Origin of the sequence: Kitasatospora sp. NPDC096147 (assembly GCF_044763225.1) — a bacterium.
In the GTDB taxonomy this organism is placed as follows: domain Bacteria; phylum Actinomycetota; class Actinomycetes; order Streptomycetales; family Streptomycetaceae; genus Kitasatospora.
The window spans coordinates 1-22,560 of sequence record NZ_JBIWFX010000020.1 but is presented as its reverse complement, the minus strand read 5'-3'; the positions used below and the strand labels follow the sequence as shown (position 1 = coordinate 22,560).

Here is a 22,560-nt window from a genome sequence, read left to right as displayed (position 1 = left end):
CGGGCTTCCTGCCCGGCGGGTGTCGCCGTGCACCCGGCCCGGCGGGTGTTTCACCCGTCCGGTCCCGTCCGCAGTGGTCCTGGTCAGACGGCCTGCGGGAAGTCGAAGGTGCGGTCCGGGTCGTAGGCCGCCTTGACGGCCCGGAGGCGGGGGAGGTGCTCGCCGTAGTAGGCGATGCGCCAGTCGGTGAGGGTGGGGTCCCGGTAGTTCTGGTAGGCGTGGCCGTTGGCGTACGGGGCGAGTGCGGTCCGGGCGTCGGCGACCCAGCGCAGGCGCGGGGCCGGATCGGCGTCGGCCGGCCACTCGGCGATCAGCTGGGCGAGCAGCACCGAACTCCGGTGGCGGAAGGCGGTGTCGGCGGCCGGGACGCGGTTGACCGCGCCGCCGAGGGCGGTGAAGGAGATCGACGCCTCGACCGAGTCGCGGCGTTCGGCGAAGCGGCGCAGCTCGGTCAGCGCCCGGTCGGGGAGGAAGTCGTCGAAGAAGTGCGAGGCGGCGGCGAAGGCCCGGCGCTCCTGGTCGAGGCACTCCCGCGCGGTCGGGATGCGGTCGGCCGGGTCCCCGTCGGCCGGGGTCGGGCCGGCCGGGGTCGGGTCGGTGGAGCAGCCCGCGTACGCCAGCATGGTGTCCAGGTAGGGGCGGGTGACGACCCGTTCGGAGGTGGTCCGTCCGGTGCGGGCGAGCAGCGGGGCGGTCAGCTGCCGCAACTCCTCGGCCGGCCCGAGCAGGATGCCGCCCGCGTCCACCGACGGCCCGTCCGGGCGGGTCCAGACGTGGAAGTTCGACCAGAGCCGGTCCGGCGCCGCGTACGCCCAGCGCTGCCACTCGGCCAGTGCCCGGCCGGCCTCCGGCCAGTCCCAGGAGTACTGGAAGACGGTGCAGTCCGGCGCCGGGTGGGTGCGCAGGCGCAGCGAGGTGACGATGCCGAAGTTCCCGTTCCCGCCGCCGCGCAGGGCCCAGAACAGCTCCGGCTCGTGGTCGGGGTCGCACCGCACGGTGCGGCCGTCGGCCAGCACCACCTCGGCGGACAGCAGGCTGTCGCAGGTCAGCCCGTACGCACGGCTGGTGACACCGTGTCCGCCGCCGAGCGCCAAGCCCGCCAGGCCGACGGTCGGGCAGCTTCCGGCCGGGATGGTCACGCCGTGCCGGGCCAGGGCGGCGTAGACGGTCATCAGCGGTGTGCCGGGGCCGAGTTCGGCCTGACCCTCCGTCACCCGGACGGAGTCCAGCGCGGCGAGGTCGATCACCAGCGGCGCGTCGCTGGACCAGCCGCCGTAGCAGTGGCCGCCGCTGCGCACCGCCGGGCGCAGGCCGTGGCGGCGGGAGAACCGCAGGCATTCCGCGACGTCGGCGGCGTCGGCACAGCGGGCCACCGCCTCGGGGCGGGCGGCGTCGGCGAAGCGGAGGTTGCGGGGGAGGCGGGCGGCGTCGTAGCCGGGGGCGGCGGGGCGGAGCAACTCGCCGCGGAGCGCCGTGGCGAGGCCGGTCCAGTCGGGGCCGGCGGTGGCGGCGGCGCGGGGGGCGGAGGAGGGCAGTGCGGCGCCGAGGCCGAGGGTGAGAAGGGTGCGACGGCTGGGTGCGGTCATGGGGACACGGTAGGCGCGGGGCTGCTTCGTGGACAGAGGGCGCGCAGGGGGTGGACGGGGCTGTCGGGGCAGGTGGGGAGGGGCGGCACCAGTGTGACCAAGAGTGCCGCTCATGGTCGGCAGGACCCCCGGCGATGAGTGAGGATTATCAGATGAAGCCGATCACTCATCAGGTCCCCTACCACGCACAGTGGGAGTCACCCGAGCTGGTGCCCGGGATTCTGGCCGGGACGGCGCTCGCGGTGGACGATCCGCTGTGGGCCCGCTCGGGGGCGGCCGACGAGGAGGAGTACGAGTACTGGTCGTGGCGGCTGTGCGGGGTGGCCTGCCTGCGGATGGCTCTCGACTACTGGTGGGGCGTCAGCCCGCCCGCCGTCCGGCTCGCCGAGGAGTGCCTGGCGGCCGGGGCGTACGTCCGGCACCCGGACGGACGGCTCGACGGGCTGATCCACCGGCCGTTCGCCGAGTACGTCCGCACCCGCTGGGGCCTCTACGCCGACGCGAGGTCGCCGCTCCCGGAGTCCGGCATCCAGGAGGAACTGGCGGCCGGGCGGCTGGTCATGCTGTCGGTGCACCCCTCCATCCGCACCCTGGACCCGGACCCGCCGCGGCAGGGCGGCCACCTGGTGCTCGCGGTGGGCGGCTCGGACCGGGAACTGCTGATCCACAACCCCTCCGGCTATCCGGACGGCTCGCAGAGCTACGCCCGGGTGCCGTGGGAGGCGCTGCCGCTGTACTACGCGGGGCGCGGCATCGTGCTCGGCAGCCCGTCGGTCTGAGGACCCTCCGACCCGGGGTCGGAGGGTGTCCGCCGCCCCGCCCGGGCCGCGGGCGGGACGACGGACGGTCCGGTGGTCAGCGGTGCACCTCGTGCCGGTGGCTCCCGGTCTTCGACTTCGTGATCGTGACTCCGTCCTCCCGCCACCACCGGGAGAGGCCCCCGATCACGGAGTAGAGTCCGGCCGCCGCGCAGACGAGGTCGAAGACGACCGCGGTCCCCGATCCGCCGAGCGCGTCCAGCGTCTGGTCCACGCGGAACACGCAGAGGAAGATGGCGGTCGCCCCGGCCAGCGCGAGCAGGAGCCACAGTGCCCGCCGCACCCGGGTGGGCAGGGTGCCCCGGATCCGGTACGGGACCGCCTCATTGCAGACCCCGCAGACCAGGACCGTCCGCGCCTCGCCCCGGGTCGGCCGGGATCGGATAGGTCATCATCCTCGTCTTGATCTTCCCGCCGGTGACGGTGGTGTCGAGGACGTGCGCGTGCCTCGCGTGAATCGACGTGCCCAGACTCCTGCTGCCCATTCCACCCCCCCAGGATGCTCTCGGACGACAGCACGCTATCCGCCTCGACGGCGGCGCGTGGCACCTTCGGGAGAAGGCGGACCGGGTGAGATCGCGGCCCGGCGCGCGTCGCCTCCTGAATCCTTCACTCCCGTCCCACTGGTGCTCAACTGCACCTGTGGGAAGGGGGGTTGACGGAATCCGACCGGGTCGGCCGGGCTCGCAGATCGCCGTTCAGCCGGAGGGCGCGTCCTGGGTGCGGGCGGCGTACGCCCGGACCGCGTGGGCGAGGCCGGAGCGGTGGAGCACATGGCCGGTGACGTCCACCACGGCGAGCGCGAGCAGGAGCAGGGCCGTCCCGGAGACCTGGTCGGAGGCGCCGGTCAGAGCGGCGGCCAGGGCGGGCAGGGTGGCGACCACCGCGCCGAGGAGGGCCCCGGCCCAGGCCACCCGGCGGCCGACGTAGGAGACGTACTCGGCGGTCGGCCGTCCCGGGCGGATGCCGGGGACGAAGGCGCCCTGGCGGGCCAGCCGGTCGGCGTGACCGTCCGCGTCGACGGCGTGGGCGGAAGCGATCAGGGCGAACAGCAGGACCAGTAGCGGAAGGGCCGTCAGGTAGACCGGGCCGTCCTCCCGCAGCCGCAGGCCGACGGCGGCCGGCAGGTGGAGCAGCAGCAGCGCGAGGAGGGCGGCCGACGGCCACGCCGGCCCGAGGCCGAAGGGCAGGTAGGCGGAGCGGCCACCGGGCGGGCGGACGCCGACCATCCGTTTCGCCCACTGGACCGGCACCCGCCGCTCGGCGGTCCGGCCGACGGCCAGCGCGCCGATCACCAGCAGGGTGACCGGGACCAGGACGGCCGCCGCCGGGCCGCCCGCCGCGCGCAGCAGGCCGGGGACCACGGCGAGGAGCTGGACCAGCAGCAGGACCGACGCCCCGTCGGCGATGCCGCGCCGGGTGAGCAACTCGGCCAGCAGGACGGTCAGTCCGGTGCCGACGGTCAGGGAGAGGACGAGCAGCGGCACCCGGGCCGCCGGGGTGGTGAGGGCGACGGGCACGGCGAGCAGGGCGCCGAGGCCGACGGCGGTGAGGCGCGGCGGCCAGGCGGAGCGTGGCCGGTCGCCGTCGCGCCGCAGCAGGAGCAGGAGCCCGGGCACGAGCAGCAGGGGTGCCACCCCCAGGCCGAGCAGGGCGAGCCGGTGCAGGCCGCCGCCGGTCAGCAGGTCGAGCAGCCCGTCGATCCGCCGGCCCCCGCGCGGGGCCCCTGGCGCGGGGAGCGTCTGGCCGAGGCGGAACAGCACGACCACCCCGAGCGTCCACAGCCAACGGCTCCGCATCTCCGGTCCCACCAGTGCGCGCATCCCCGCCCCCTCCGGTCCGTGTGGGGTGGAGGACGCCGGAGGGGGCGGGGCGGAGCGCTCGGTTTCGGCCAGAGCGGGGCACCGCGGCTCGGGTCAGCCCGCGAGGACGCCGGTGAGGTAAGCCTCCAGACGGGCCGTCAGGAGCTCGGGGGTGAGGTCGGTGCGGCCCAGCTCGCGCCAGGGGACGGCGACCTTCTCGGCGTCGGGGGCGAAGGCGAGCGCGTCCAGCAGCTGCCAGTAGCGGCGGGCCTCGCGGGACGGGGCCAGTTCGCCGCCGGCCGCGCGGTAGTGGTCGGGGAAGCGCAGGCCCGCCGGGGCGCCGTGCAGCAGGGCGAGGGCGGTCGAGCAGTGGGCGACGTCCAGGTCGGCCGGGCCCCAGGAGGTCTCGACCCAGTCCACCACGCCGCTGATCCGCAGTGCCGCGTCGGTGCCGGTGCCGGTGCTCGTGCCAGTGCTCGTGCCCGTGAAGAGGACGTTGCCCGGGTGGTAGTCCCGGTGCAGGAAACGGCCGGTGTAGGGCGGCGGGTCCTGACGGAGTACGTCGATCGCCTGCTGCCAGAGCTCGGGGCGGGTGGTCAGCTCGGGCACCCGGACGCGTTCGGGAGCGGTCCAGGCCTGGTAAACGCGAGGGCGCTGACGGTCGGTCACCCCGGTCCGGTGGATCGCGGCCAGCTGGACGGCGAGCAGCTCGGCCCGCTCGGCCGCCTCCGCGTCGTCCAGCCGAACGGTGCCGGGCAGCAGGGTCATCAGGAGGGACGGGTGGTCGCAGTGCGCTCCGGTGGCGTCCACCGCCACCAGCTCCGCCGCCGGGACGGGCCCCGGGCCGAGCAGGGTGAGGATGTCCGCCTCCCGGGTGAGCAGGCCGTCCGCGTGCTCCAGGAAGAACGGCTGCACGAAGGAGCGCAGTACCAGCGCACGCCCGCCGCCCGGGCCCCCGGTGTGCAGCCGCCGCATCTCGGACGTCCAGCCACCGCGCAGCCGCTCGGCCGCCACGACCCGCTCCCCGGATGGTAGTTGACTCTCCACCCAGGTCCGGGTGCGGGCCCAGCCGTGGTCGTCGATGGCCGGTGTTCCGTGCTCAGCATGATCCATGCCGGGCAGCCTAGGCACACGCGGGCCGCCGGTGCGGGGCAATTACCTTCGGGGGAGGACCCGCCTTCGACAACGGGTGGGCGCCGCGCCGCTGGTCGCGCTGGCGGTGTCCGTCCCGGTGCGGGCGGCCTAGCCGATCAGGCGGCGGTGCCAGTCCAGTGGGGTGACGGTGACGGGCTGGTCGGGGCTGCCGTCCCACACGGTGTGCAGGCCCGCCGCGTGGAGGGCGGCCACCAGCCGGTGGCCGACGGCGGTGGAGGTCTCGGCCGAGCCGTCGAAGGCGCCGTGACGGAGGGTCAGACCGGCACCGGCCACGGCCTGCGCGGTGTTCTGGTAGTGGAAGTGGACGAAGCCCCGTGCGCCGGGGGTGGCTCCGGGGTCGGTCTCGGTCCGGCAGCGGTCGGCGACACAGGGGCAGTGCTCGCGGGTGCTGAGGCCGTCGCGCTCCAGGGCTTCGAAGGCCCGGGTCAGCCGTTCCGGGTCGGTCTCGCCCTGCCAGGCGGCCTGCTCCGTGATGCGCTCCAGCCAGAGCCGCCGGGCCAGGACCTCGGCCTGGGCGGGCGATACCGGACGGCCCTCGGCGGTCACCAGGTAGTCCTCGGCGAGCTCGGCGAGGCGGGCCAGGTCGGTGTAGCCGAAGGCGAGTTCGAGGCGGAGCCGGTCCTCCAGGTCGGTCAGGTCCACCGTGCTCAGGTCCAGCGGCGGCACCTCGGGTGCGGGTGGGAAGACCAGCCGGGACCACTCCTTCCCCGCGTCCCAGCCCGGCTCCTCGCGGGCCCAGCCGGTCAGTGCGGCGGCCACCGCCCCGGGGTCGTCGAACAGCGTCCCGAAGTGCCGCTCGACCGAGCCGTCGCGGTGCTCCACCGCGTAGACGTCCCCCGACCGGTGCCAGGTCTGGGCGAACACGTCGGGCAGGTCGGGTGCCCGCTGGAGGATCAGGAAGCGGTCCCCGTCCGCGCCGATCCGCGCCACCAGTGCGGCCAACTCCTCGGGGGTCGGACGGACCAGCCGCTCGCCGTCCGCCGTCCGTACCGTGATCTCCAGCATGCGCAGACTCTGGCACGTCCCACTGACGTGCGGTCGGGCGGCCCCGTTGCCGGGGGAAGCGACGGTCCGTCAGGCGGACACCGGTCGGGTGGAGGTCGCCCGGGGCCGTCCGGTGGTGTCCTGCGGGGCGGTGGTCCCGAGGGGGTTGTCGGTGACGTACCGCCGGCAGCCGTCCGGGCTGCGTCGGGTGACCCCGAACCCGGGGCCCGGGCGCCGGTCGGGCAAGCTGCTGTGCACCGGACCGCGAAGCTGGGAGGACGACAGGTGCTCGACTACGACGACGAGGCCCGTGGCTACGACCGGACCAGGGGCGGCGAGCCGAGGGCGCTGGCCGCCGCCGCCGGCCTGGAGCGGCTGCTGCCCCAGGGGCCGGCCACGGTGCTGGACCTCGCGTGCGGGACGGGCATCGTGACGGAGCGTCTGGTGCGCCCCGGGCGGCGGGTGCTGGGGGCGGACCTCTCGCCCGGGATGCTCCGGGTGGCGGCCGGGCGGTTGCCCGGTGCGGTGGTGCGGGCGGATGCCGGGCGGCTCCCGCTGGCGGCGGACAGCGTGGACGCCGTGGTGATGGTCTGGCTGCTCCATCTGCTCCCGGAGCCGGACGCGGTGCTGGCGGAGGCGGCCCGGGTGGTGCGGCCCGGAGGAGTGGTCGTCTGCACCGTGGACAAGAACGCCGCGGCGTTCGCGGTGGAGAGCGACATCGGCCGGGTCAGCGCGGAGCTGCGCGGGCGCCACCGGCGGCCCGCCTCGGACGCGGCGGGCCGCGTGCTCGGTTGGGCGGCGGCGCACGGGATGGAGGTGGTGGGGGAGTCGGTCTTCCCGGGGACGGGTCAGGGCCGGAGCCCCCGCGAGTGGTGCGAGGCCATCGCAGCCGGGCGGGTTCCATGGTGCGTGGACGCGTCCCCGGCGGAAGTGGCCGAGGTGACCCGGCGGTTGGCTGCGTTGCCCGCTCAGGACACGGCACGCCCGGACCCGCTGTACCGGATGCTGGCTCTGTCGGTCTGACGGCCAGTCGACCCGCCCCCACCCCCGCCCCCGCCCCCGCGACCGGGGCCGGGGCGACGGGGGGTCAGATCGGGCGGAGGTCGCGCCGCAGGTCGGCGTAGCGGCGGGTCTCGGCGGAGGCGACGGCCGCCAGCACCAGCACCACGCCCGCCAGGCCGGCCACCGGGGAGAGGGTGGCGGCGACCGGGCTCCAGGCGAGCAGCGGGATCAGGGCGCCGAGCCGGACGGGGCTCCAGGAGCGGTGCATGATGCGGCCGAACAGGACCAGACCGGTGAGGTAGACGGCGGGCCCGCCGCACAGCGCGGCGGCGTAGAAGCCGCCGAGCGGCTCGCCGCCGTCGGCGTGCGCCACCACGCCCTCCACGCCGAGGGCGGTGAGCACCACGCCCGCCACGATCGGGAAGTGGGCGTAGCCGTACGCCCGGACGGCCAGGCCGAGCCGCTCGGAGTCCGCCGCGCCGCGCAGCCGGTGCTCGCCATGCAGGGCGGCCACGTCGAAGTAGAGCCACCAGAGCCCGAGGGCGACCGCCACGCCGAGCACGGCGGCGGCCAGCAGGGGGCCGGTGACGGCCTGGTCGGCGGCGCCCGCGCCCATCGCCAGCAGGGACTCCCCGATGGCGATGATCATGAAGAGTTCGTGCCGCTCGGCGAACCAACCCGCGTCGTGGATGCGCCAGTTGCCGCGCCGGGAGGTCAGGTAGACGCCGCCCCAGTCGACCAGGATGGCCACCGCCACGAAGACCGTCTGCACCTCGCCGCCGACCAGTGCCCCGGTGAGCAGCAGCCCGGCCCCGGCCAGCACCGGAGCCGACGAGACGGCGACCTGCCGCACCAGGTCGTGGTCACCCCGGGCCAGCACGCTGTACAGCACCAGGTGCACGCAGCGCACGGACAGGTACGCCGCCGCCAGCACCACCGGCCCGGACAGCCCGCCGGGGGTGTCGTGCCACGCCTCGGGGACGGCGAGGGCCACCACAAACATCCCGGCCATCGCCAGGGTCATCCCGGCCCGCACCACCCCAGGGTCGGCCCTGGCCTGGTTGCCCAGCCAGGCGTACGCCGACCAGGAGAACCAGACCAGGGCGAGCAGCAGCAGTCCGCGCAGCACGCTGACCGCGTCGTGGTGGTGGGCCATCGCCCCGGTCACCTTGGTCAGCACGAAGACGTACACCAGGTCGAAGAACAACTCGAAGGTGGTCACCCGGTTCCCGGCCAGGACGGAGCCCGCCAGGGTCGCCTGGCCGCCGCCGCTCCGGGGTCGTGCCGGCACGGTCCGCACGTCTCGTCCTCCTCCGCTGTCGGGCGCGCCCGGCGGGCGCTGGTGACGGGGGCAGCCTGGCACGGGCGGGCCGCCGGGCGGCCGGTGCCGACTGTCGTGATGGGTGTGAACAGGATTGCCCGGTGGGGGAGTTGACGGTGCGAGGGGAGGGGTGGCGGACCGGACTCCGCGAGGTCGGTGCGGGTACTCCGCAGAGTCCGGCCCCGCCGGGGTCACCAGGCGTGGGCCGGGCTCCCGGGCCCGGGGGCGTCGGTGCCGTGGTCGGCCCGGGCCGCGCTCCCGGCAGCCGGACGGCCGAATGGTGCAAAGGCCGCTGCCGGAGCCGTTCGAGGCGACGCCGTCGATGTCCGGGCACCGACGGCTCTTCGCACTCACCGTCGTGGGGCTCGCCCCGGTGGGCGTGCCGGCCGTCGGACGTCCGGTTCATCGTCAACTCCGTTCCCTGGAGGGGGGGGTGGTCCGACGCGCAACGGATGTCCGGCAGGTGCCCGGCCCGTGCCCTGCCCGTCGCGATCCCTGCCCGGGTGTTCCGCGCTCCGCAGCCGGTGGCGCGGGGCCGGTCGGGTGGCCTGGCGCGGCGGGTCGGGGCGCGGAGCCCGGTGGCCCGCATGATGGAGGCTCGGGCCACGTCGAGGGCGGAGGAGCGGCCGGTGCTGCTGGAACGGTTGGCGTTGACCTCGCGGGCGGTGGCCGCCGAGCCGGCCCGCAATGCCAAGGTGGCGCTGATCGCCGCCTGCCTGGAGGAGTTGGGGCCGGCCGAGATCCCGGCCGCGGTGGCGCTGCTCTCCGGCGAGGCCCGCCGGGCCGGGGTCGGCTGGGCGGGGCTGCGGGAGCTGCCGGAGCCGGCCGGGGCGCCGAGCCTGGGGGTCGCCGAGGCGGAGGACCTGCTGGTGCGGCTCGGCGAGGTGCACGGGGCGGGTTCGCGGGCTGAACGGGCCCGGCTGCTCGGCGAGCTGTTCGGGCGGGCCACGGCGGTCGAGCAGGAGTTCCTCCGGGCCGTGCTGGTGGGGGAGTTGAGGCAGGGAGCGTTGGACGCGCTGATGGGCGACGCGGTGGCGAAGGCGGCCGGCGTGCCGGTGGCGGCGGTGCGGCGGGCCCTGATGCTGCGCGGTTCGGCCCGGGTGGTGGCGGAGGCGGCGTTGACCGGTGGGGTGGCGGCGCTGCGGGCGTTCGGGCTGGAGGTGGGGCGGCCGGTCCGGCCGATGCTGGCCGCCTCCGCACCGGACGTGGCCGCAGCGCTGGAGAAGGCGGGCGCGGGGGAGGACGCGGGGGTCGAGGTGGGGGTGGAGTGGAAGCTGGACGGGATCCGGGTGCAGGTGCACCGGGACGGCGAGCGGGTCTCGGTCTTCACCCGCAGCCTGGAGGAGATCACCGACCGGGTACCCGAAGTGGTCGAGGCCGCCCGGTCGTTGGCGGCCCGCCGGGTGGTGCTGGACGGCGAGGCGATCGCACTCGGTCCGGGCGGGCGGCCCAGGCCGTTCCAGGAGACCGCCGCCCGGACCGCCTCACGGCAGGACCCGGCGGCCCTGCGGGCCGAGACCCCGCTGAGCGTGCTCTTCTTCGACCTGCTGCACCGCGACGGCACCGACCTGCTGGACCGCCCGGCCGCCGAGCGCTGGGCCGCGCTGGCGGCGGTGGCGCCAGAGGGGCTACGGGTGCCGAGGACCGTCACGGCGGTGGCCGGGGAGGCGGAGCGGTTCTTCGCGGACGCGCTGGCGCACGGCCACGAGGGCGTGGTGGTCAAGGAGTTGGCGGCGCCGTACGCCGCCGGGCGGCGCGGGGCCGGCTGGATCAAGGTCAAGCCCCGGCACACCCTGGACCTGGTGGTGACCGCCGCCGAGTGGGGCAGCGGCAGGCGGCAGGGGTGGCTGAGCAACCTGCACCTGGCCGCCCGCAATCCGGACGAGGCCGGGCTGGAGCCCTGGGTGATGCTCGGCAAGACCTTCAAGGGCCTGACGGACCGGCTGCTGACCTGGCAGACCGAGCAGTTGCTCGCCCGGGAGACCCACCGGGACGGGTACACGGTGCACGTCCGGCCGGAGCTGGTGGTGGAGATCGCCTTCGACGGACTGCAGCGCAGCCCGCGCTACCCGGCCGGGCTGGCCCTGCGGTTCGCCCGGGTGCTGCGGTACCGGGAGGACAAGCGGCCGGAGGAGGCGGACACCATCGCGGCGGTCCGGGCCCTGGCCGCTCCGTAGGGGTGACTCGGGGGAGGGTCGGGGGCCGGTCGGGGCGGTGCCCTGATGACGGGGCGTCAGCGGGAGCCCAGGATGGGCGGCATGACCACTTCGCAGCGGGCTCTCGGCCGACGCATCCTGACCCTCCTCGCCGGTACGGCCATCGGGGTGGCCACCCTGTTCGGAGGCGGGTACGTGCCTTGCCCGGGCTGACCGGCCCGGGAAGGGAGCCGCCGTCCGGGCGTCGGGCCACCGGACTGCCCGACTGTCGGCCCGGTGGGCGGTCGGTGGGCCGGGTGACCGACGGCACCGCCGGCCTGGTGAACAGGTGACCTGGTGGCCGGGTACGGAGGCTCACGCGCGCGTGGCCGCCCGTACCCGGCGATCGGTGTGCCTCGTCCGGCCCGCTCCGCTCCCGCGCGCTCCACGGCCCCGGCGGGGTCGTACGCGTGCGCGGAGCCGGACGGCCGGCTCGGGGTCAGCTGCTGACGGGGAGTCCGATCGGGTTGAGCTGGGGCAGTTCGGCCCGACACGCGGTGGCGATCGGCGTGAGGGCGCTGGCGAGCTGGTCCAGCTCGGAGCGGTGGAAGGAGACGGACCAGACCCGGGCGGCGGCCAGGTCGGTGGCGGCCTCCAGCGCCTGGTGCCGGTGGCGGCCGTCCGGGGAGACGGTGCCGTCGGGGTTGAGCCAACCCCTGGTCACCAGCCGGGCGGTGGCCTCGTCCCACTCCTCGTCCGTCCAGCCCCGGAACGGCTGGAGCTGCTCGCGCCGGGTGTCCAGCGCGCAGCGCAGCACCAGGGCCTCGCAGCCGTCCAGGCCCTCCGCGACCAGGGCGGCCATGTGCCCGTCGCCCCGGTGCTCGCGCAGCACGGTGGTGGCGTGCCAGAGCCGGGCGAGCCGGCCCTCCGGCCGGGGCAGCGCGGCGTTCGCGGCGGCCAGCACCCGGCCGGAACAGTCCAGCCCGGCCACCCCGCGCTCCAGCAGCTCCACCGAACGGTCGATCAGATCCGGCTTCACCTCGACCAGCACGCGCTCCAGCGCGGCGACCGCCCCGTCCAGCCTGGCCGCCAGCGCGGCCTCCGGCGTCGCCCTGGTCCAGACGTCCGGCAGGGCCCGCTCCACCATCTGCGGGGCGAAGTTGAAGAACGCCGCCACCACCGGGGGCGCGTCCACCGGGCCGAGCGGTGCGGCCCGCCCGGCGAAGTACCCGCGCCAGCTGCCGCGCAGCCCGACGGCCTCGGTAGCAGCTCGGCCTTCGGGGGTGAAGTAGGTGAGGGCGTGCACGGGCTCGAAGAGCCACCACAGCGCACGGGCGGGGTGGACCGGCTGGGCCATCGAAGGACCTTTCGGGTCGTCGGCGGGCCGGTGCGGCCGGGCTGTCCCGGCCGGGTGCCACGGCCCGGGCGCCGCTCCCGGGGGCTGCTTCCCCACGGCGGAGTCTCGGGTGGTGCCACGACCCGGGGCGCTGCTGTGACACGGGTCACCCGGCCCCCCGGGCTCTCACCGCCCGCCTCGGGCAGGGGAGATGATGGAGCCGGGCAGCTGCTCCGGCCGCCCCGCACCGAGTCTGAAGGTTCCCTCATATGGCCCAGATCAACCCCAGCATCCTGTCCGCCGATTTCGCCCGTCTGGCCGAGGAGGCGGAGGCCGTCCGAGGCGCGGACTGGCTGCACGTGGACGTGATGGACAACCACTTCGTCCCCAACCTCACGCTGGGCGTCCCGATCGTGGAGTCGCTGGCCCGGGCCACCGACATCCCGCTCGACTGCCACCTGATGATCGAGCAGCCCGACCGCTGGGCCCCGCAGTACGTCGAGGCCGGGGCCGGCTCGGTGACCTTCCACGCCGAGGCCGCCGCCGCGCCCGTCCGGCTGGCCCGGGAGATCCGCGCCAAGGGTGCCCGCGCCTCGATGGCCCTCAAGCCGGCCACCCCGATCGAGCAGTACGAGGACCTGCTGCCCGAGCTGGACATGGTTCTGATCATGACGGTGGAGCCCGGCTTCGGCGGACAGGCGTTCCTCGACATCATGCTGCCGAAGATCCGCCGGACCCGGGAGCTGATCTCCAAGCACGGGCTCGACCTCTGGCTCCAGGTGGACGGCGGCGTCGCGGCCTCCACCATCGAGCGGTGCGCCGAGGCGGGCGCGGACGTCTTCGTGGCCGGCTCGGCGGTGTACGGGGCGGGCGACCCGGCCGAGGCGGTCCGCGCGCTGCGGGCGCAGGCCGAGGCGGCCACGGCGGGCGCGGCCTGGGCCTGCGCGCACTGAGCCGTCGCGGTGGCAGGACCTGACAAGGGCGGGGAGCAATCCCCGCCCTTCGGTTTGCTGCGGACCCGAACTGACGGATGATCGGATGCGACCTGCCGTGCCGCCTTCCTGCCGTCCTGTTGTCCTGCTGTCCTCTCGTCCCTTCACCGCCGAACCGGATGGAGTGCTCCCGCGATGAGCAACCTCGACCTCAAGCCGACCCCGACCCCCTGCGGTGGCGAGGCCGACTCCGGACCGATCAAGCAGCTGCTGACGGGGCGTGCGGTCCAGCTCGGCGAGTCGACCGAGGTCCGCCGGCTGCTCCCCAACCTCGGACGGCGGATGGTCGGCGCCTGGTGCTTCGTCGACCACTACGGCCCCGACGACATCACCGACGAGCCCGGCATGCAGGTGCCGCCCCACCCGCACGCCGGCCTGCAGACCGTCAGCTGGCTGCACGAGGGCTCCATCCTGCACCGCGACAGCCTGGGCAGCCTCCAGCCCGTCCGGGCCCGCGAGCTCGGCCTGATGACCTCCGGCCGGGGCATCACCCACTCCGAGGAGTCCCCGCGCCCGCACGCCCGCTACCTGCACGGCGCCCAGCTCTGGGTCGCCCTCCCCGACGCCCACCGGCACATGGCCCCCGCCTTCGAGCACCACGCCGAGCTCCCGAGGGTCACCGCCGCAGGACTGGACGCCACCGTCATCCTCGGCGCGCTGGACGGCGCCACCTCCCCGGGCACCACGTACTCGCCGCTGGTCGGGGCGGACCTGACGCTCCGTGAGGGAGCTTCCCAGCAGGTGCCGCTGGAGGAGCAGTTCGAGTACGCCGTGCTCTCCATGAGCGGCTCGGTCGACGTGGACGGCGTCCGGGTCGAGCCCGGCTCGATCCTCTACCTGGGCACCGGCCGCCGAGCCCTCCCGCTGCTGGCCCGTACCGACGCCTCGGTCCTGCTGCTGGGCGGGGTGCCCTTCGAGGAGCACCTGGTGATGTGGTGGAACTTCATCGCCCGCACCGGGGAGGAGATCGCGCAGGCCCGCACGGAGTGGATGGCGGGGGCGCCGGTCTTCGGCGAGGTGCACGGCTACGACGGCGCCCGGCTGGCCGCGCCCGAGCTGCCGCCGGTGCCGCTGAAGCCGCGCGGCCGGGTGCGCTGACCGGAGGACGAACGGAGCCCGTGCCGGGGCTGCGCCCTGCGCGGACGGTTCACGCTCGCAGCGGGACCGTCCGGGACGGCATCCGGGTGAGCGGGTGGGCTGCGGACGGGCCGGAGCTCACCCGGGCGTCCCGTCGGACGATCGGACTCGTCAGGGGCGCTCCGTGGCCCCGGGCCTTCGCGGGGCCGGGGCGGCCTCGGCGGCACGCTCCAGCATCGGCGGCCGGTCGAGCACTTCGATGTACATGATCCGACCGTCGACGACGTCCAGGGTCAGCATGCCGTCGGCAGGCGAGAGCGGCAGGCACCGATGGCCGGCTCCGTACGGCTGCCCCCGCGGATGGTCGGCCGTACGGATGCTCTGACAGAGATCGTCGCCGCAGCCGCACTCGCCCACCAGCCGAACGTCCCGTACGCCGATCGCGAGGTCGTGTTCGCCCGCACCTTCCAGGAGGGTGGCCAACTCGGTGACGAGATCGGGGAAGACGTCACGGACGAGGGGGTGGTGCTGCTCCATGGGCCGAAGGTATTCGACGGTGGGCGCCACACCTCACCCGGTCCGTGCGGTCCTCGTCCCGTCACGGGCCCGCCGAGGGGCCGGTCGAGAACGGCCCGGGCCGCTGCTCGGGTCAGCCGGGGGAGAGGAGGCAGAACTCGTTGCCCTCCGGGTCGGTCAGGACCGTCCAGGAGATCGCGGACTGGTCGATGCCGGGGTCGGCGGCGCCCAGTCCGCGCAGGCGGGCTTCCTCCGCTGCCGGGTCGTCGCCGGGGTAGGGGCGGACGTCGAGGTGGACGCGGTTCCAGCCGCTCTTGGTGTCAGGGGTTCGGAGGAACTCCAGGTACGGGCCGACGCCTTGGGCCGAGCGCATGGTCGCGTGGTCGTCGGTGACCTCGTGCAGCGTCCAGTCCGTCGCCTCGCCCCAGAACCGGGCCATCGCGCGCGGGTCGGTGCAGTCGACCACCACCGCAGCGACCGGCCCGGTGTCCCGGTAGACCGGGCGGGGCTCCAGGACGCAGAACTCGTTGCCCTCCGGGTCGGCCATGACCGTCCAGGGGACGTCGCCCTGACCCACGTCGACGAGCGTCGCGCCGAGACCCTTCAGGCGCGCGACCAACTCCGCCTGATGGGCCGTCGAGGTGGTGGCCAGGTCGAGGTGCACCCGGTTCTTCACCGTCTTGGGCTCCGGGCCGGCGACGATGTCGATGCAGACCGCCACGGGGTCGGGGTAGACGAAGCCCACGGGTTCGAGGTTGGTCACGCCGGGCCCCTCGCTGTCGACACCCCAGCCGAGCGCCTCCGCCCAGAACCGGCCGAGCGCGGCGTCGTCCCGGGCCTTCATGTTGATCTGCACGAGTCTCGTTGCCATGCGACCGATCCTAGGATCTTCGTCCTGGTGGGGAGCGTGCGGGGCCTCGTGCACGGGGGCGAGGCGGGGTCAGGCGAGGCAGAACTCGTTGCCCTCGACGTCCTGCATCGTGATGCAGGACTCGTTGACGCCGTCGGCGCGCTGCGTCAGCACGTGCTTCGCGCCGAGCGCCGTCAGCCGTGCGCATTCGGCTTCGAGGGTGGCCAGGCGCTCGTCACCCACGAGCCCGACGCCGGCCCGCACGTCGAGGTGGACCCGGTTCTTGACGACCTTGCCTTCCGGCACGCGCTGGAAGAGCAGGCGCGGGGCGACACCCGAGGGATCGACGCACGCGAAGTAGACCGTGTCCTCGGGCGGCAGCGAGTCGAAGCACTCCTCCCAGGTGGCGAAGCCCTCCGGGACGGGCGGCAGGACGTACCCCAGCACCTCGCACCAGAAGGTGGCGAGACGCACCGGGTCCGCGCAGTCGAAGGCCACCTGGAACTGCTTGATCGTTGACATGGGCGCACGATAGCAGGGGATCTGCTCATCTCCGCAGGTCAGGGGGTTCGGAGGCGGTCGGGAGGAGGGTGACCGACCCGCTGCCGAAGGGCTGCCGGTCGGGTGCGGCAGCGGGAGCGGGCCATGCGGACGTCCACTTCGCCGCCCCCTTCCGCCGGTGCCGGAGGGGCGCCATGCTCGGTGCGTGGCCGAGCGCGAGAGCGGTGACGTCTTCCGCTGGGAGACGTACGAGTGCGGGAACGAGAAGGTCTCCGATCCCGGCAGGTGGGTGGGGTTCACGTTGCTGCACGCGTTCTTCGTCGGGGCGGTGCTCGTCGTCCGGCCGGTGGCGGGCCTGCTGTTCGGTGCGGCCCTCGCGGTGTTCTGGGGTGTGCTGCTGCTGCCGACCTGGTGGCAGGAGCGCCGCGCCGTTGAGTGGGCGGAGATCCGCCCGGGCGCCTCGCCGGTGCTCGTGCTGGGCCGGGTCGGCGGGGCCCAACGCACCCATCCCCTCGGGGCGGTGAGCAGGATTCAGCTGCTGCGCACCGGCTACCGCTCGGCGGCCCACCCGGACGGCGGTCAGCACGTGCTGGAGCTGTCCGCCGGCGGCAGCGCCTACCGCACGCAGGCCGGCTACGCCCCGCCCGCGAACAACCCCGCGCTGCTGGCGGAGGCACTGCGCCTCGCCTGCCCGCAGGCGACGGTGGAGCCGTACCAGGACCGGACGACCTGGACCTCCGACGGCGACTGAGCCCGGGGACGGGCCGCACCCGGGGCGCGGCGCGGACCGCCCGCAGCACCCGGGGGCGGCGGGCGGTGAGCCGACGTCAGGTCCGAGGGCTCGAACCTGTCGGCCCGGTCGACAGCGGAGCGGCGTGCAGGAGTTCGCGCAGCCAGATCCCCGTGGCGGCGAAGGCGGCGACCGCGAGGGCGATGACGGCCGTGGCGAGGGTCTGGCCGGTGAGGTGCCAGACGGCCGGGGCGGTGACGGCTCCCGCGACGCCGGCGGTGGCGGCGCACCGGAGCTGCCAGCCCTTGCGCGGCGGCGGTGGAGTGCCGAGCGGGGAAGGGAGGAGGGGGCGTCGTCCCAGTGCTGTGGCCGCGCGGACAGCAGACGGCCGTCCGGTTCGAGCGGGCTGCCGTCCGGCAGGACGAGGAGCAGACGGCCGCCGGCGGTCAACTGGCGGACCAGCACCGGCGTTCCGTCGGCCGTCGCAGCGGCGTGCAGGGAGCTCTCGGCCCGTCCACGCTTGACGGGCTGCCACCCCTCGACCGGATGGCCGGCTCCGTTGTGCCACCGCACGTGGACCACCGGACGCGACGCGGTGCGGCCCAGTGTGGCCCGCCCGGCCCGGGCGGTGCCGGGCCGGGCCGGGCACCGCCGGGTCAGCAGATCCAGCGAGGTCCGGCCGACCGCGTAGGCGGCCACCGCCGCGCCGGCTACCGCCGACAAGCCCAGCGGGACGCGGGCCTGGTCCCGCAGCGCGGTGAGGTCGTCGGCCGTCGCGGGCAGAGCCTGCGGAGCGGCGGTGCCGGGGTCGTAGCGCAGCCGGTACGCGTCGCCGGTGCGGTAGTGGTCCGGGTCGGACAGGACGAACCGTTCGGTGCGCCGGGCCCCTTGCGGGTCGGTCCAGGTGACCACGGCGGCGGAGCCCCTGCCGCGCTCCACGCGCTCGACCTCGCCGACGGCGCTCGCCGTGGCCCGCTCGATCGCGTCGTCCGTGCGGGCCAGCAGGACGACGAACACGGCGGGCACCACGGCGCACAGCGCCAGGACGAGGGCCAGCCGACCGAGCCGGGCCAGGACGTTCGAGCGCGGGACGGTCGGCTCCTCCACGGGAAGTCGCATCCGAGAAGTCTCCACCAGTCGCACTCTCCTTCGGGCAGCGCCCCCGTGGTCGGCAGGGACGTGCCGGGCTGCCTCCGGGCGGTGTCGGCCGCGCGAGTGGGGACCCACGGTGCGAGAGGCTTCGGACTCGGTCGGCGAACGGACCGTCAGTTCGCGCCCACCGGGCGGCTGCGCCGTTCGCCGGAGAGCGGCGCGGCCCCGGAGCAGCGGGCCCGTCAAGATCGAGGGGCGAGCCGTCAAGAGCCCGTCAAAGGGGCTGGCGGTGCGGAGGCTCAGGAGCGTCCACTGAAGGGGACAGGTCTCCGGCCGCGCCAGGGCTGGCAGGCCGGAGGGCTGAGAAGCGTCCGGTGCGGTCCGCCGTGCCGGACCACCGACGTGAGGAAGTGGACCGACATGAGCGCTGCTCTCCAGTGCGCCGCACCCACCGCCGGAGCCCCGGTCGGCATCCCGGCCGGTCCGGCCCGCCCGCTCACCGGGCCGCCCGTCCTCGCCCCAGAGGGCCTGCTGCCTCCGGTGGAACCGGCGGTCTCCACGGGCTCGCTGGACCCGGCCGGCGGAGGCGAGAGCTGGGTGGGTCGGGAGGTTGCGCCGGAGGAGCGCCGCCGGATGGCCGGAGCGCACTGCCGTGCCTCGATGGAGTACCTGGACTGAGGTCCCGCCCCGCCGGGTCGGCGCTCCGCCACGTCAGCGGCTCGATGCTCGGCCCGCCTTGGAAGCCCGCTCACGACGGACCGGGAGAATGGTGGCTGGCGGCGCTGACGGGAGGTCAGGGGCCGGGCGTGGGGGCACGGTGCGGCGGACGGTGCGCGTCAGGCCGGGCGGCGGCGCCGAGGGCCGGGCCGAAGGTGCCGGGCCGGAGTACGCGATGGAGAAGGTGGCGTCGGAGAAGCCGTCGGTCTCGCATGTGAGGACGCCAGGGGGACCCGCTGTCATCCGGTGGCCGGGGCGGTCGGGACTGCGGTCGGTGGGGATGACACCCGTCCCCCGCGCGGGGGAGACGGTGGTGCGGAGATCCTGCCGAGGGCGGCCGTGCGGCCCGTTCGCGGGGACGACGCCCTAGCGGCAACGCGCCGCAACGATGGTGTGCATGACGACCACTCAGCTCCACCGACCCCCGCTCGCACCCCCGCCGCGCTGGGCCGTCCGGGCCGCGCACGTCACCGCACTGCTCACCCTGCCGTCCGGGATCTGGCGCCTGCTGCTCGCTGCGGGCTTCACGGCCGGGTACACCGAGGCAGGCTACGAGGCGATGGGCTTCACCGGCTGGGGAGCGGTCTACGTGGTCGCGCTCAGCGCGTTGGGCGAACTGCTGGCCCTGCTCACGCTCGGGCTGGTCCGGCCGTGGGGCGAGGTGCTGCCGCCGTGGATTCCCCTGGTCGGCGGGCGCCGGCCGAACCCGCGCGCGGTCACCCTGGCGGCGGGCCTCGGCGCCGGGGCGCTGACGCTGATCCTCTCCCAGCTCGCCCTCTGGTGGGCCTTCCCCGCCCCGGACATGACCCCGCTCGGCCACACCGTGGTCGGAGTCCTCTACCTGCCGCTGGTCGCCTGGGGACCGCTCCTCGCCGCCGTGACCGTCGACCACCACCGGCGCCGGCGCGCAGGACGCGGGCGGCGGCCCTCGACGGGCGGAGCAGCGGCCGGACTTGACGGCCGGTGAGCAGCTGGGCGAGCATTCCACTAGATCCCTAGTGAAATAGATTTATGAGTGCGCGCCAGTGCAGTCGAGGAGCCCGGGTGAGCCGTTCCGCCGAAGAGCAACTCCCGCAGGACGTACCGGCCCTGAGGGCCCGTCGCCTCGGGGTGAGGTACCGACGGGGCTGGGTGTTGAGCGGCTGTGAGCTGAGCCTGCCGGCCAGCCGGATCTGCGCCCTGGTCGGGCCGAACGGCGCCGGCAAGTCGACCCTGATGGCACTGGCCGCCGGAGTGCTGGCCCCGACCGAGGGCACCGTCGAGGTGTTCGGTCACGCCCCTGACTCGGCCGAGGGACGGCGCCGGATCGCGCTGCTCGCCCAGGACAGGCCGCTCCACCCGCGGCTGTCGATCGCCGACACCCTCCGGATGGGGCGGGAGCTGAACCCGGCCTGGGACCAGGCCGCCGCCGAACGCGTGCTGGCGGCAGCCGACGTGGACCCGAAGACCCGGGTCGGCCGGCTCTCCGGCGGCCAGCGCACCCGGGTCGCGCTGGCGCTGGCCCTCGGCAAGCGGCCCGACCTGCTGCTGCTGGACGAGCCGCTGGCGGACCTCGATCCGGTGGCCCGGCACGAGCTGACCGGGCTGCTGCTGGCCGAGGCGGCGGAGCACGGCACCACCGTGCTGATCTCCTCGCACGTGCCGGCCGAGCTGGCGGGCGTCTGCGACCACCTGCTGGTCCTGGGGGAGGGGTACGTCCGGCTGGCGGGTGAGGTGGACGAGCTGCTGTCGGCGCACCGCAAGGTGGCCGGCGCCCACGAGGGTGTCGGCACGCCGCCCGTGCTGGCCGGCCACGAGGTGGTGGAGCTGCGCCGGACGGGTCGTCAGGCCACCGCGCTGATCCGCACCACCGGCCCGGTGCACCCGGACTGGGACCTGGGCGAACCCACCCTGGAGGAACTCCTGCTCGGCTACCTGCGCGCGCCCGGCGCCGCCGACCCGCAGCCCACCCCGTCCGGGATGGTGTTCGTCATGGAAGAGGTGGCCTCCTCGTGAGTACCGTCGTCCTTCGCCCGGGCGGCTCGCTGCGCGGCGCCGCCTGGCTGAGCCTGCGTCAGGACCGGACCGCCCTGCTGGCCGGCGCGGTGGTCCTCCTGGCGCTCTGCGGCTGGCTGCTGTTCCTCGGCGGGCAGATCGACTCCTGGATCGCGGCCAACGGCGTGCGCGAGTGCAACGCGCGCGAGTACACCCCCGCCTGTCAGAGCCTCTGGGCAAGGGCCACCGAGCAGCCCGGCTGGTGGTCGCTCGCGGTCACCGTCACCGGATGGGTGCTGTACGCGCTTCCGGTGCTGCTCGGGCTGCTGGTCGGAGCGCCCCTGCTGGCCCGGGAGTTCGAGTCGGGCACCTACCGCCTGGCCTGGACGCAGTCGGTCTCCCGCACCGGCTGGCTGGTCAGGCGGCTGGCTGCCCCGTTGCTGCTGACCCTGGTCGGGGCGTCGGCGCTCGCGGTGGTCTCCGGCTGGTTCGCGCGGGTGGTCGAAGGGCATCTGGGCGCCCTCGACTACGCGGACTGGTTCAGCCTGATGCCGCGCGCCACCACAGGGCCGGCGATGGCCGGACAGTGTGTGCTGGCGGTGGCCCTCGGGGTGGTGGTGGGCCTGTTGGTACGCCGGGTGGTCGCCGCGATGGCCGTCACCGCCCTGCTGGCGGCAGCCGCACGGGTGCTGACGGACCGGCTGCGCTACCTGGCCGTCCCGGCCCGGGAGGTGGTCGTGCCGGTGGGACCACCGGTGGACCGGTTCCACACCCGGCTCTCGGGCGTGGACCTGAACGCCATCCCCGTACCGTCGCAGGCCCACGTCGTGGAGACCGGGTTCCGGACCGTGGGCGGGGTCGACATGCCGCTCGATGCGGACAGGGTGGTGACCCTGGCGGACGGGTCCACCCGGTGCGAGCTGATGGTCTGTACGCGGGAGCAGGTCGACGCCTTCGCCCAGGTCTACTCCGCCTACCATCCGCGTTCGCAGGAGTGGCTCGTGACGTGGACGCAGGCGGGGATCTGCCTGACCGTCACCACCGTGCTCCTCGGCTTCTGCCTGTACTGGTGCCGTGCGGCGGTGCTGCGCGATCCGTGGACGGTGCCGGGGTGGTGGCGGCGGGGGTGAGGGCCGCCCGGCGGCCGTTGTTGCAAAGGTGAGACGCTGTCAGGACTGTCAATCGGTCAGGTTTATGGTCTGATGAACGGGGCTGGCTGGGGTGGACCGAGTTGGCGCCTTGACCAGGGACGACGGGGGCGGTTGTGGCACAGCGCATTGTGGTGGACTCGTACAGCCTTCGGGGAGAAGGCCAGAGCATGGCGGCGGTCGGTGAGGATTTCCAGGCCGCTGTGAAGAACCTGTCGGGAAGGCTCGAAGCCCTTGAGAAGGGTGACACTCCACCCTGGGGCGACGACGAATTGGGTGAGAAGTTCGGAGTGGTCTACGAGGGTCTCCGGGACGGGATGAAGGAGTCCATGGAGTCGCTCGGGAAGCGGATCGGCGAGATCGGCCAGAAGCTGCAGTCGATGGCGGCCGAGCACGAGGCGAACGAGGCGGCGACCGACGGCTCGATCCGCACCATGGAGGGCCGGCAGGACATGGTGGGCAGCCGGATCCAGGCGATCCAGCGGCCCCAGGTGATCTGACCGGCCTCTGCCACCCGGCCGGGTGCCCGCGTTCCGTTCCCGGTCCGTCCCGTCGTTGTCCGTAGTGAAGTGCCAGTTGTGAAGTACCAGTGTCTTCAGGGGGTTTGGCGAAGTGTCGCTGATGTTGCCGGACAGCGTCGAGTGGGTCCTGGAGATGCTGGGCTTCGATTGGCCGACGGCGGACGAGGACAAGCTGCGGGAGTCGGCGCAGGTGTGGCGGGACTTCGCCGATCAGGTGGAGGAGTTGCACTACCGGGCGGCGGGTGCGGCGAGCAATGTGCTGGCGTCGAACGCGGGTGATTCGATCGATGCGTTCGGGAAGTC

At 74.8% G+C, this 22,560-nt stretch carries 21 protein-coding genes and 1 pseudogene; 12 read left to right on the top strand and 10 right to left on the bottom strand.

The window, feature by feature from the left end; genetic code table 11:
• Positions 1-83 precede the first annotated feature (83 nt).
• Positions 84-1,586, bottom strand: coding sequence for an FAD-binding oxidoreductase (locus ACIRBX_RS35305; protein ID WP_402303819.1), 1,503 nt, complete (start codon positions 1,584-1,586; stop codon positions 84-86).
• Between the two features lie 152 nt (positions 1,587-1,738).
• Between ACIRBX_RS35305 and ACIRBX_RS35300 the strand changes: the two genes are divergently transcribed.
• The gene (locus ACIRBX_RS35300) at positions 1,739-2,365 is read left to right on the top strand and encodes a C39 family peptidase (protein WP_402303818.1); all 627 of its coding nucleotides are present in this window, start codon (positions 1,739-1,741) and stop codon (positions 2,363-2,365) included.
• 76 nt (positions 2,366-2,441) lie between these two features.
• Here the strand turns inward: ACIRBX_RS35300 and ACIRBX_RS35295 are convergent, their stop codons facing one another.
• The 4 genes from ACIRBX_RS35295 to ACIRBX_RS35280 form a co-directional block, all read right to left on the bottom strand.
• Positions 2,442-2,687: a hypothetical protein gene (locus ACIRBX_RS35295; RefSeq protein WP_402303816.1), complete on the bottom strand. Its 246-nt coding sequence runs from the start codon at positions 2,685-2,687 to the stop codon at positions 2,442-2,444.
• A 415-nt stretch (positions 2,688-3,102) separates the two neighbouring features.
• Positions 3,103-4,227, bottom strand: coding sequence for a hypothetical protein (locus ACIRBX_RS35290; RefSeq protein ID WP_402303813.1), 1,125 nt, complete (start codon positions 4,225-4,227; stop codon positions 3,103-3,105).
• A 93-nt stretch (positions 4,228-4,320) separates the two neighbouring features.
• On the bottom strand, positions 4,321-5,319 hold the full coding sequence (locus tag ACIRBX_RS35285) for a phosphotransferase family protein (protein ID WP_402303812.1): 999 nt from the start codon (positions 5,317-5,319) through the stop codon (positions 4,321-4,323).
• Positions 5,320-5,448: 129 nt separating this feature from the next.
• Positions 5,449-6,366, bottom strand: coding sequence for a DUF6891 domain-containing protein (locus ACIRBX_RS35280; RefSeq protein WP_402303809.1), 918 nt, complete (start codon positions 6,364-6,366; stop codon positions 5,449-5,451).
• A 264-nt stretch (positions 6,367-6,630) separates the two neighbouring features.
• Between ACIRBX_RS35280 and ACIRBX_RS35275 the strand changes: the two genes are divergently transcribed.
• A complete protein-coding gene (locus ACIRBX_RS35275; protein ID WP_402303807.1) occupies positions 6,631-7,368 on the top strand; it encodes a class I SAM-dependent methyltransferase in 738 nt (245 codons plus the stop codon).
• A gap of 64 nt (positions 7,369-7,432) precedes the next feature.
• On the opposite strand, the gene ACIRBX_RS35270 is transcribed toward ACIRBX_RS35275, so the two are convergent.
• Complete coding sequence (locus ACIRBX_RS35270) at positions 7,433-8,647, bottom strand: low temperature requirement protein A (RefSeq protein WP_402303805.1); 1,215 nt, start codon at positions 8,645-8,647, stop codon at positions 7,433-7,435.
• Between the two features lie 650 nt (positions 8,648-9,297).
• Here ACIRBX_RS35270 and ACIRBX_RS35265 point away from each other — a divergent pair.
• Positions 9,298-10,845: an ATP-dependent DNA ligase gene (locus ACIRBX_RS35265; protein WP_402303803.1), complete on the top strand. Its 1,548-nt coding sequence runs from the start codon at positions 9,298-9,300 to the stop codon at positions 10,843-10,845.
• Between the two features lie 457 nt (positions 10,846-11,302).
• Here the strand turns inward: ACIRBX_RS35265 and ACIRBX_RS35260 are convergent, their stop codons facing one another.
• A complete protein-coding gene (locus ACIRBX_RS35260) occupies positions 11,303-12,160 on the bottom strand; it encodes a hypothetical protein (protein WP_402303801.1) in 858 nt (285 codons plus the stop codon).
• A gap of 248 nt (positions 12,161-12,408) precedes the next feature.
• Between ACIRBX_RS35260 and rpe the strand changes: the two genes are divergently transcribed.
• Positions 12,409-13,092: a ribulose-phosphate 3-epimerase gene (rpe, locus tag ACIRBX_RS35255; RefSeq protein ID WP_402303799.1), complete on the top strand. Its 684-nt coding sequence runs from the start codon at positions 12,409-12,411 to the stop codon at positions 13,090-13,092.
• Positions 13,093-13,266: 174 nt separating this feature from the next.
• Positions 13,267-14,229 (top strand): pirin family protein, encoded by a 963-nt coding sequence (locus ACIRBX_RS35250; RefSeq protein ID WP_402303796.1) that lies wholly within the window; start codon positions 13,267-13,269, stop codon positions 14,227-14,229.
• Between the two features lie 150 nt (positions 14,230-14,379).
• On the opposite strand, the gene ACIRBX_RS35245 is transcribed toward ACIRBX_RS35250, so the two are convergent.
• The 3 genes from ACIRBX_RS35245 to ACIRBX_RS35235 all read right to left on the bottom strand — a co-directional run bounded on the left by ACIRBX_RS35245 (position 14,380) and on the right by ACIRBX_RS35235 (position 16,096).
• On the bottom strand, positions 14,380-14,745 hold the full coding sequence (locus tag ACIRBX_RS35245; RefSeq protein ID WP_402303794.1) for a hypothetical protein: 366 nt from the start codon (positions 14,743-14,745) through the stop codon (positions 14,380-14,382).
• Positions 14,746-14,857: 112 nt separating this feature from the next.
• Positions 14,858-15,595 (bottom strand): VOC family protein, encoded by a 738-nt coding sequence (locus tag ACIRBX_RS35240; RefSeq protein ID WP_402303793.1) that lies wholly within the window; start codon positions 15,593-15,595, stop codon positions 14,858-14,860.
• Positions 15,596-15,664: 69 nt separating this feature from the next.
• Positions 15,665-16,096 (bottom strand): VOC family protein, encoded by a 432-nt coding sequence (locus tag ACIRBX_RS35235; protein WP_402303792.1) that lies wholly within the window; start codon positions 16,094-16,096, stop codon positions 15,665-15,667.
• A gap of 184 nt (positions 16,097-16,280) precedes the next feature.
• Between ACIRBX_RS35235 and ACIRBX_RS35230 the strand changes: the two genes are divergently transcribed.
• From ACIRBX_RS35230 to ACIRBX_RS35200, 7 genes and pseudogenes are all read left to right on the top strand, one after another.
• On the top strand, positions 16,281-16,826 hold the full coding sequence (locus tag ACIRBX_RS35230; RefSeq protein WP_402303791.1) for a hypothetical protein: 546 nt from the start codon (positions 16,281-16,283) through the stop codon (positions 16,824-16,826).
• Between the two features lie 1,491 nt (positions 16,827-18,317).
• Positions 18,318-18,575 (top strand): hypothetical protein, encoded by a 258-nt coding sequence (locus ACIRBX_RS35225; protein ID WP_402303790.1) that lies wholly within the window; start codon positions 18,318-18,320, stop codon positions 18,573-18,575.
• 436 nt (positions 18,576-19,011) lie between these two features.
• Positions 19,012-19,581, top strand: a complete 570-nt coding sequence (locus tag ACIRBX_RS35220) for a hypothetical protein (protein ID WP_402303787.1) — start codon at positions 19,012-19,014, stop codon at positions 19,579-19,581.
• Between the two features lie 77 nt (positions 19,582-19,658).
• Positions 19,659-20,609 carry an ATP-binding cassette domain-containing protein gene (locus tag ACIRBX_RS35215; RefSeq protein ID WP_402303785.1) on the top strand — a complete coding sequence of 317 codons (951 nt, stop codon included), beginning with the start codon at positions 19,659-19,661 and terminating at the stop codon, positions 20,607-20,609.
• Complete coding sequence (locus tag ACIRBX_RS35210) at positions 20,606-21,718, top strand: hypothetical protein (RefSeq protein ID WP_402303782.1); 1,113 nt, start codon at positions 20,606-20,608, stop codon at positions 21,716-21,718. The genes ACIRBX_RS35215 and ACIRBX_RS35210 overlap by 4 nt, the downstream gene beginning before the upstream one ends.
• Before the next feature lie 134 nt (positions 21,719-21,852).
• Positions 21,853-22,236 (top strand): hypothetical protein, encoded by a 384-nt coding sequence (locus ACIRBX_RS35205; protein ID WP_402303779.1) that lies wholly within the window; start codon positions 21,853-21,855, stop codon positions 22,234-22,236.
• 112 nt (positions 22,237-22,348) lie between these two features.
• Positions 22,349-22,560: pseudogene (locus ACIRBX_RS35200) on the top strand (PE-PGRS family protein); the annotation flags it as partial.

Bases quoted from the DNA above. Each gene is read 5' to 3' on its own strand.
- ACIRBX_RS35220 (WP_402303787.1), top strand. From the start codon at position 19,012: ATGACGACCACTCAGCTCCACCGACCCCCGCTCGCACCCCCGCCGCGC.
- ACIRBX_RS35240 (WP_402303793.1), bottom strand. From the start codon at position 15,595: ATGGCAACGAGACTCGTGCAGATCAACATGAAGGCCCGGGACGACGCC.
- rpe (WP_402303799.1), top strand. From the start codon at position 12,409: ATGGCCCAGATCAACCCCAGCATCCTGTCCGCCGATTTCGCCCGTCTG.
- ACIRBX_RS35225 (WP_402303790.1), top strand. From the start codon at position 18,318: ATGAGCGCTGCTCTCCAGTGCGCCGCACCCACCGCCGGAGCCCCGGTC.
- ACIRBX_RS35305 (WP_402303819.1), bottom strand. From the start codon at position 1,586: ATGACCGCACCCAGCCGTCGCACCCTTCTCACCCTCGGCCTCGGCGCC.
- ACIRBX_RS35300 (WP_402303818.1), top strand. From the start codon at position 1,739: ATGAAGCCGATCACTCATCAGGTCCCCTACCACGCACAGTGGGAGTCA.
- ACIRBX_RS35260 (WP_402303801.1), bottom strand. From the start codon at position 12,160: ATGGCCCAGCCGGTCCACCCCGCCCGTGCGCTGTGGTGGCTCTTCGAG.
- ACIRBX_RS35245 (WP_402303794.1), bottom strand. From the start codon at position 14,745: ATGGAGCAGCACCACCCCCTCGTCCGTGACGTCTTCCCCGATCTCGTC.
- ACIRBX_RS35235 (WP_402303792.1), bottom strand. From the start codon at position 16,096: ATGTCAACGATCAAGCAGTTCCAGGTGGCCTTCGACTGCGCGGACCCG.
- ACIRBX_RS35250 (WP_402303796.1), top strand. From the start codon at position 13,267: ATGAGCAACCTCGACCTCAAGCCGACCCCGACCCCCTGCGGTGGCGAG.
- ACIRBX_RS35280 (WP_402303809.1), bottom strand. From the start codon at position 6,366: ATGCTGGAGATCACGGTACGGACGGCGGACGGCGAGCGGCTGGTCCGT.
- ACIRBX_RS35290 (WP_402303813.1), bottom strand. From the start codon at position 4,227: ATGCGCGCACTGGTGGGACCGGAGATGCGGAGCCGTTGGCTGTGGACG.
- ACIRBX_RS35285 (WP_402303812.1), bottom strand. From the start codon at position 5,319: ATGGATCATGCTGAGCACGGAACACCGGCCATCGACGACCACGGCTGG.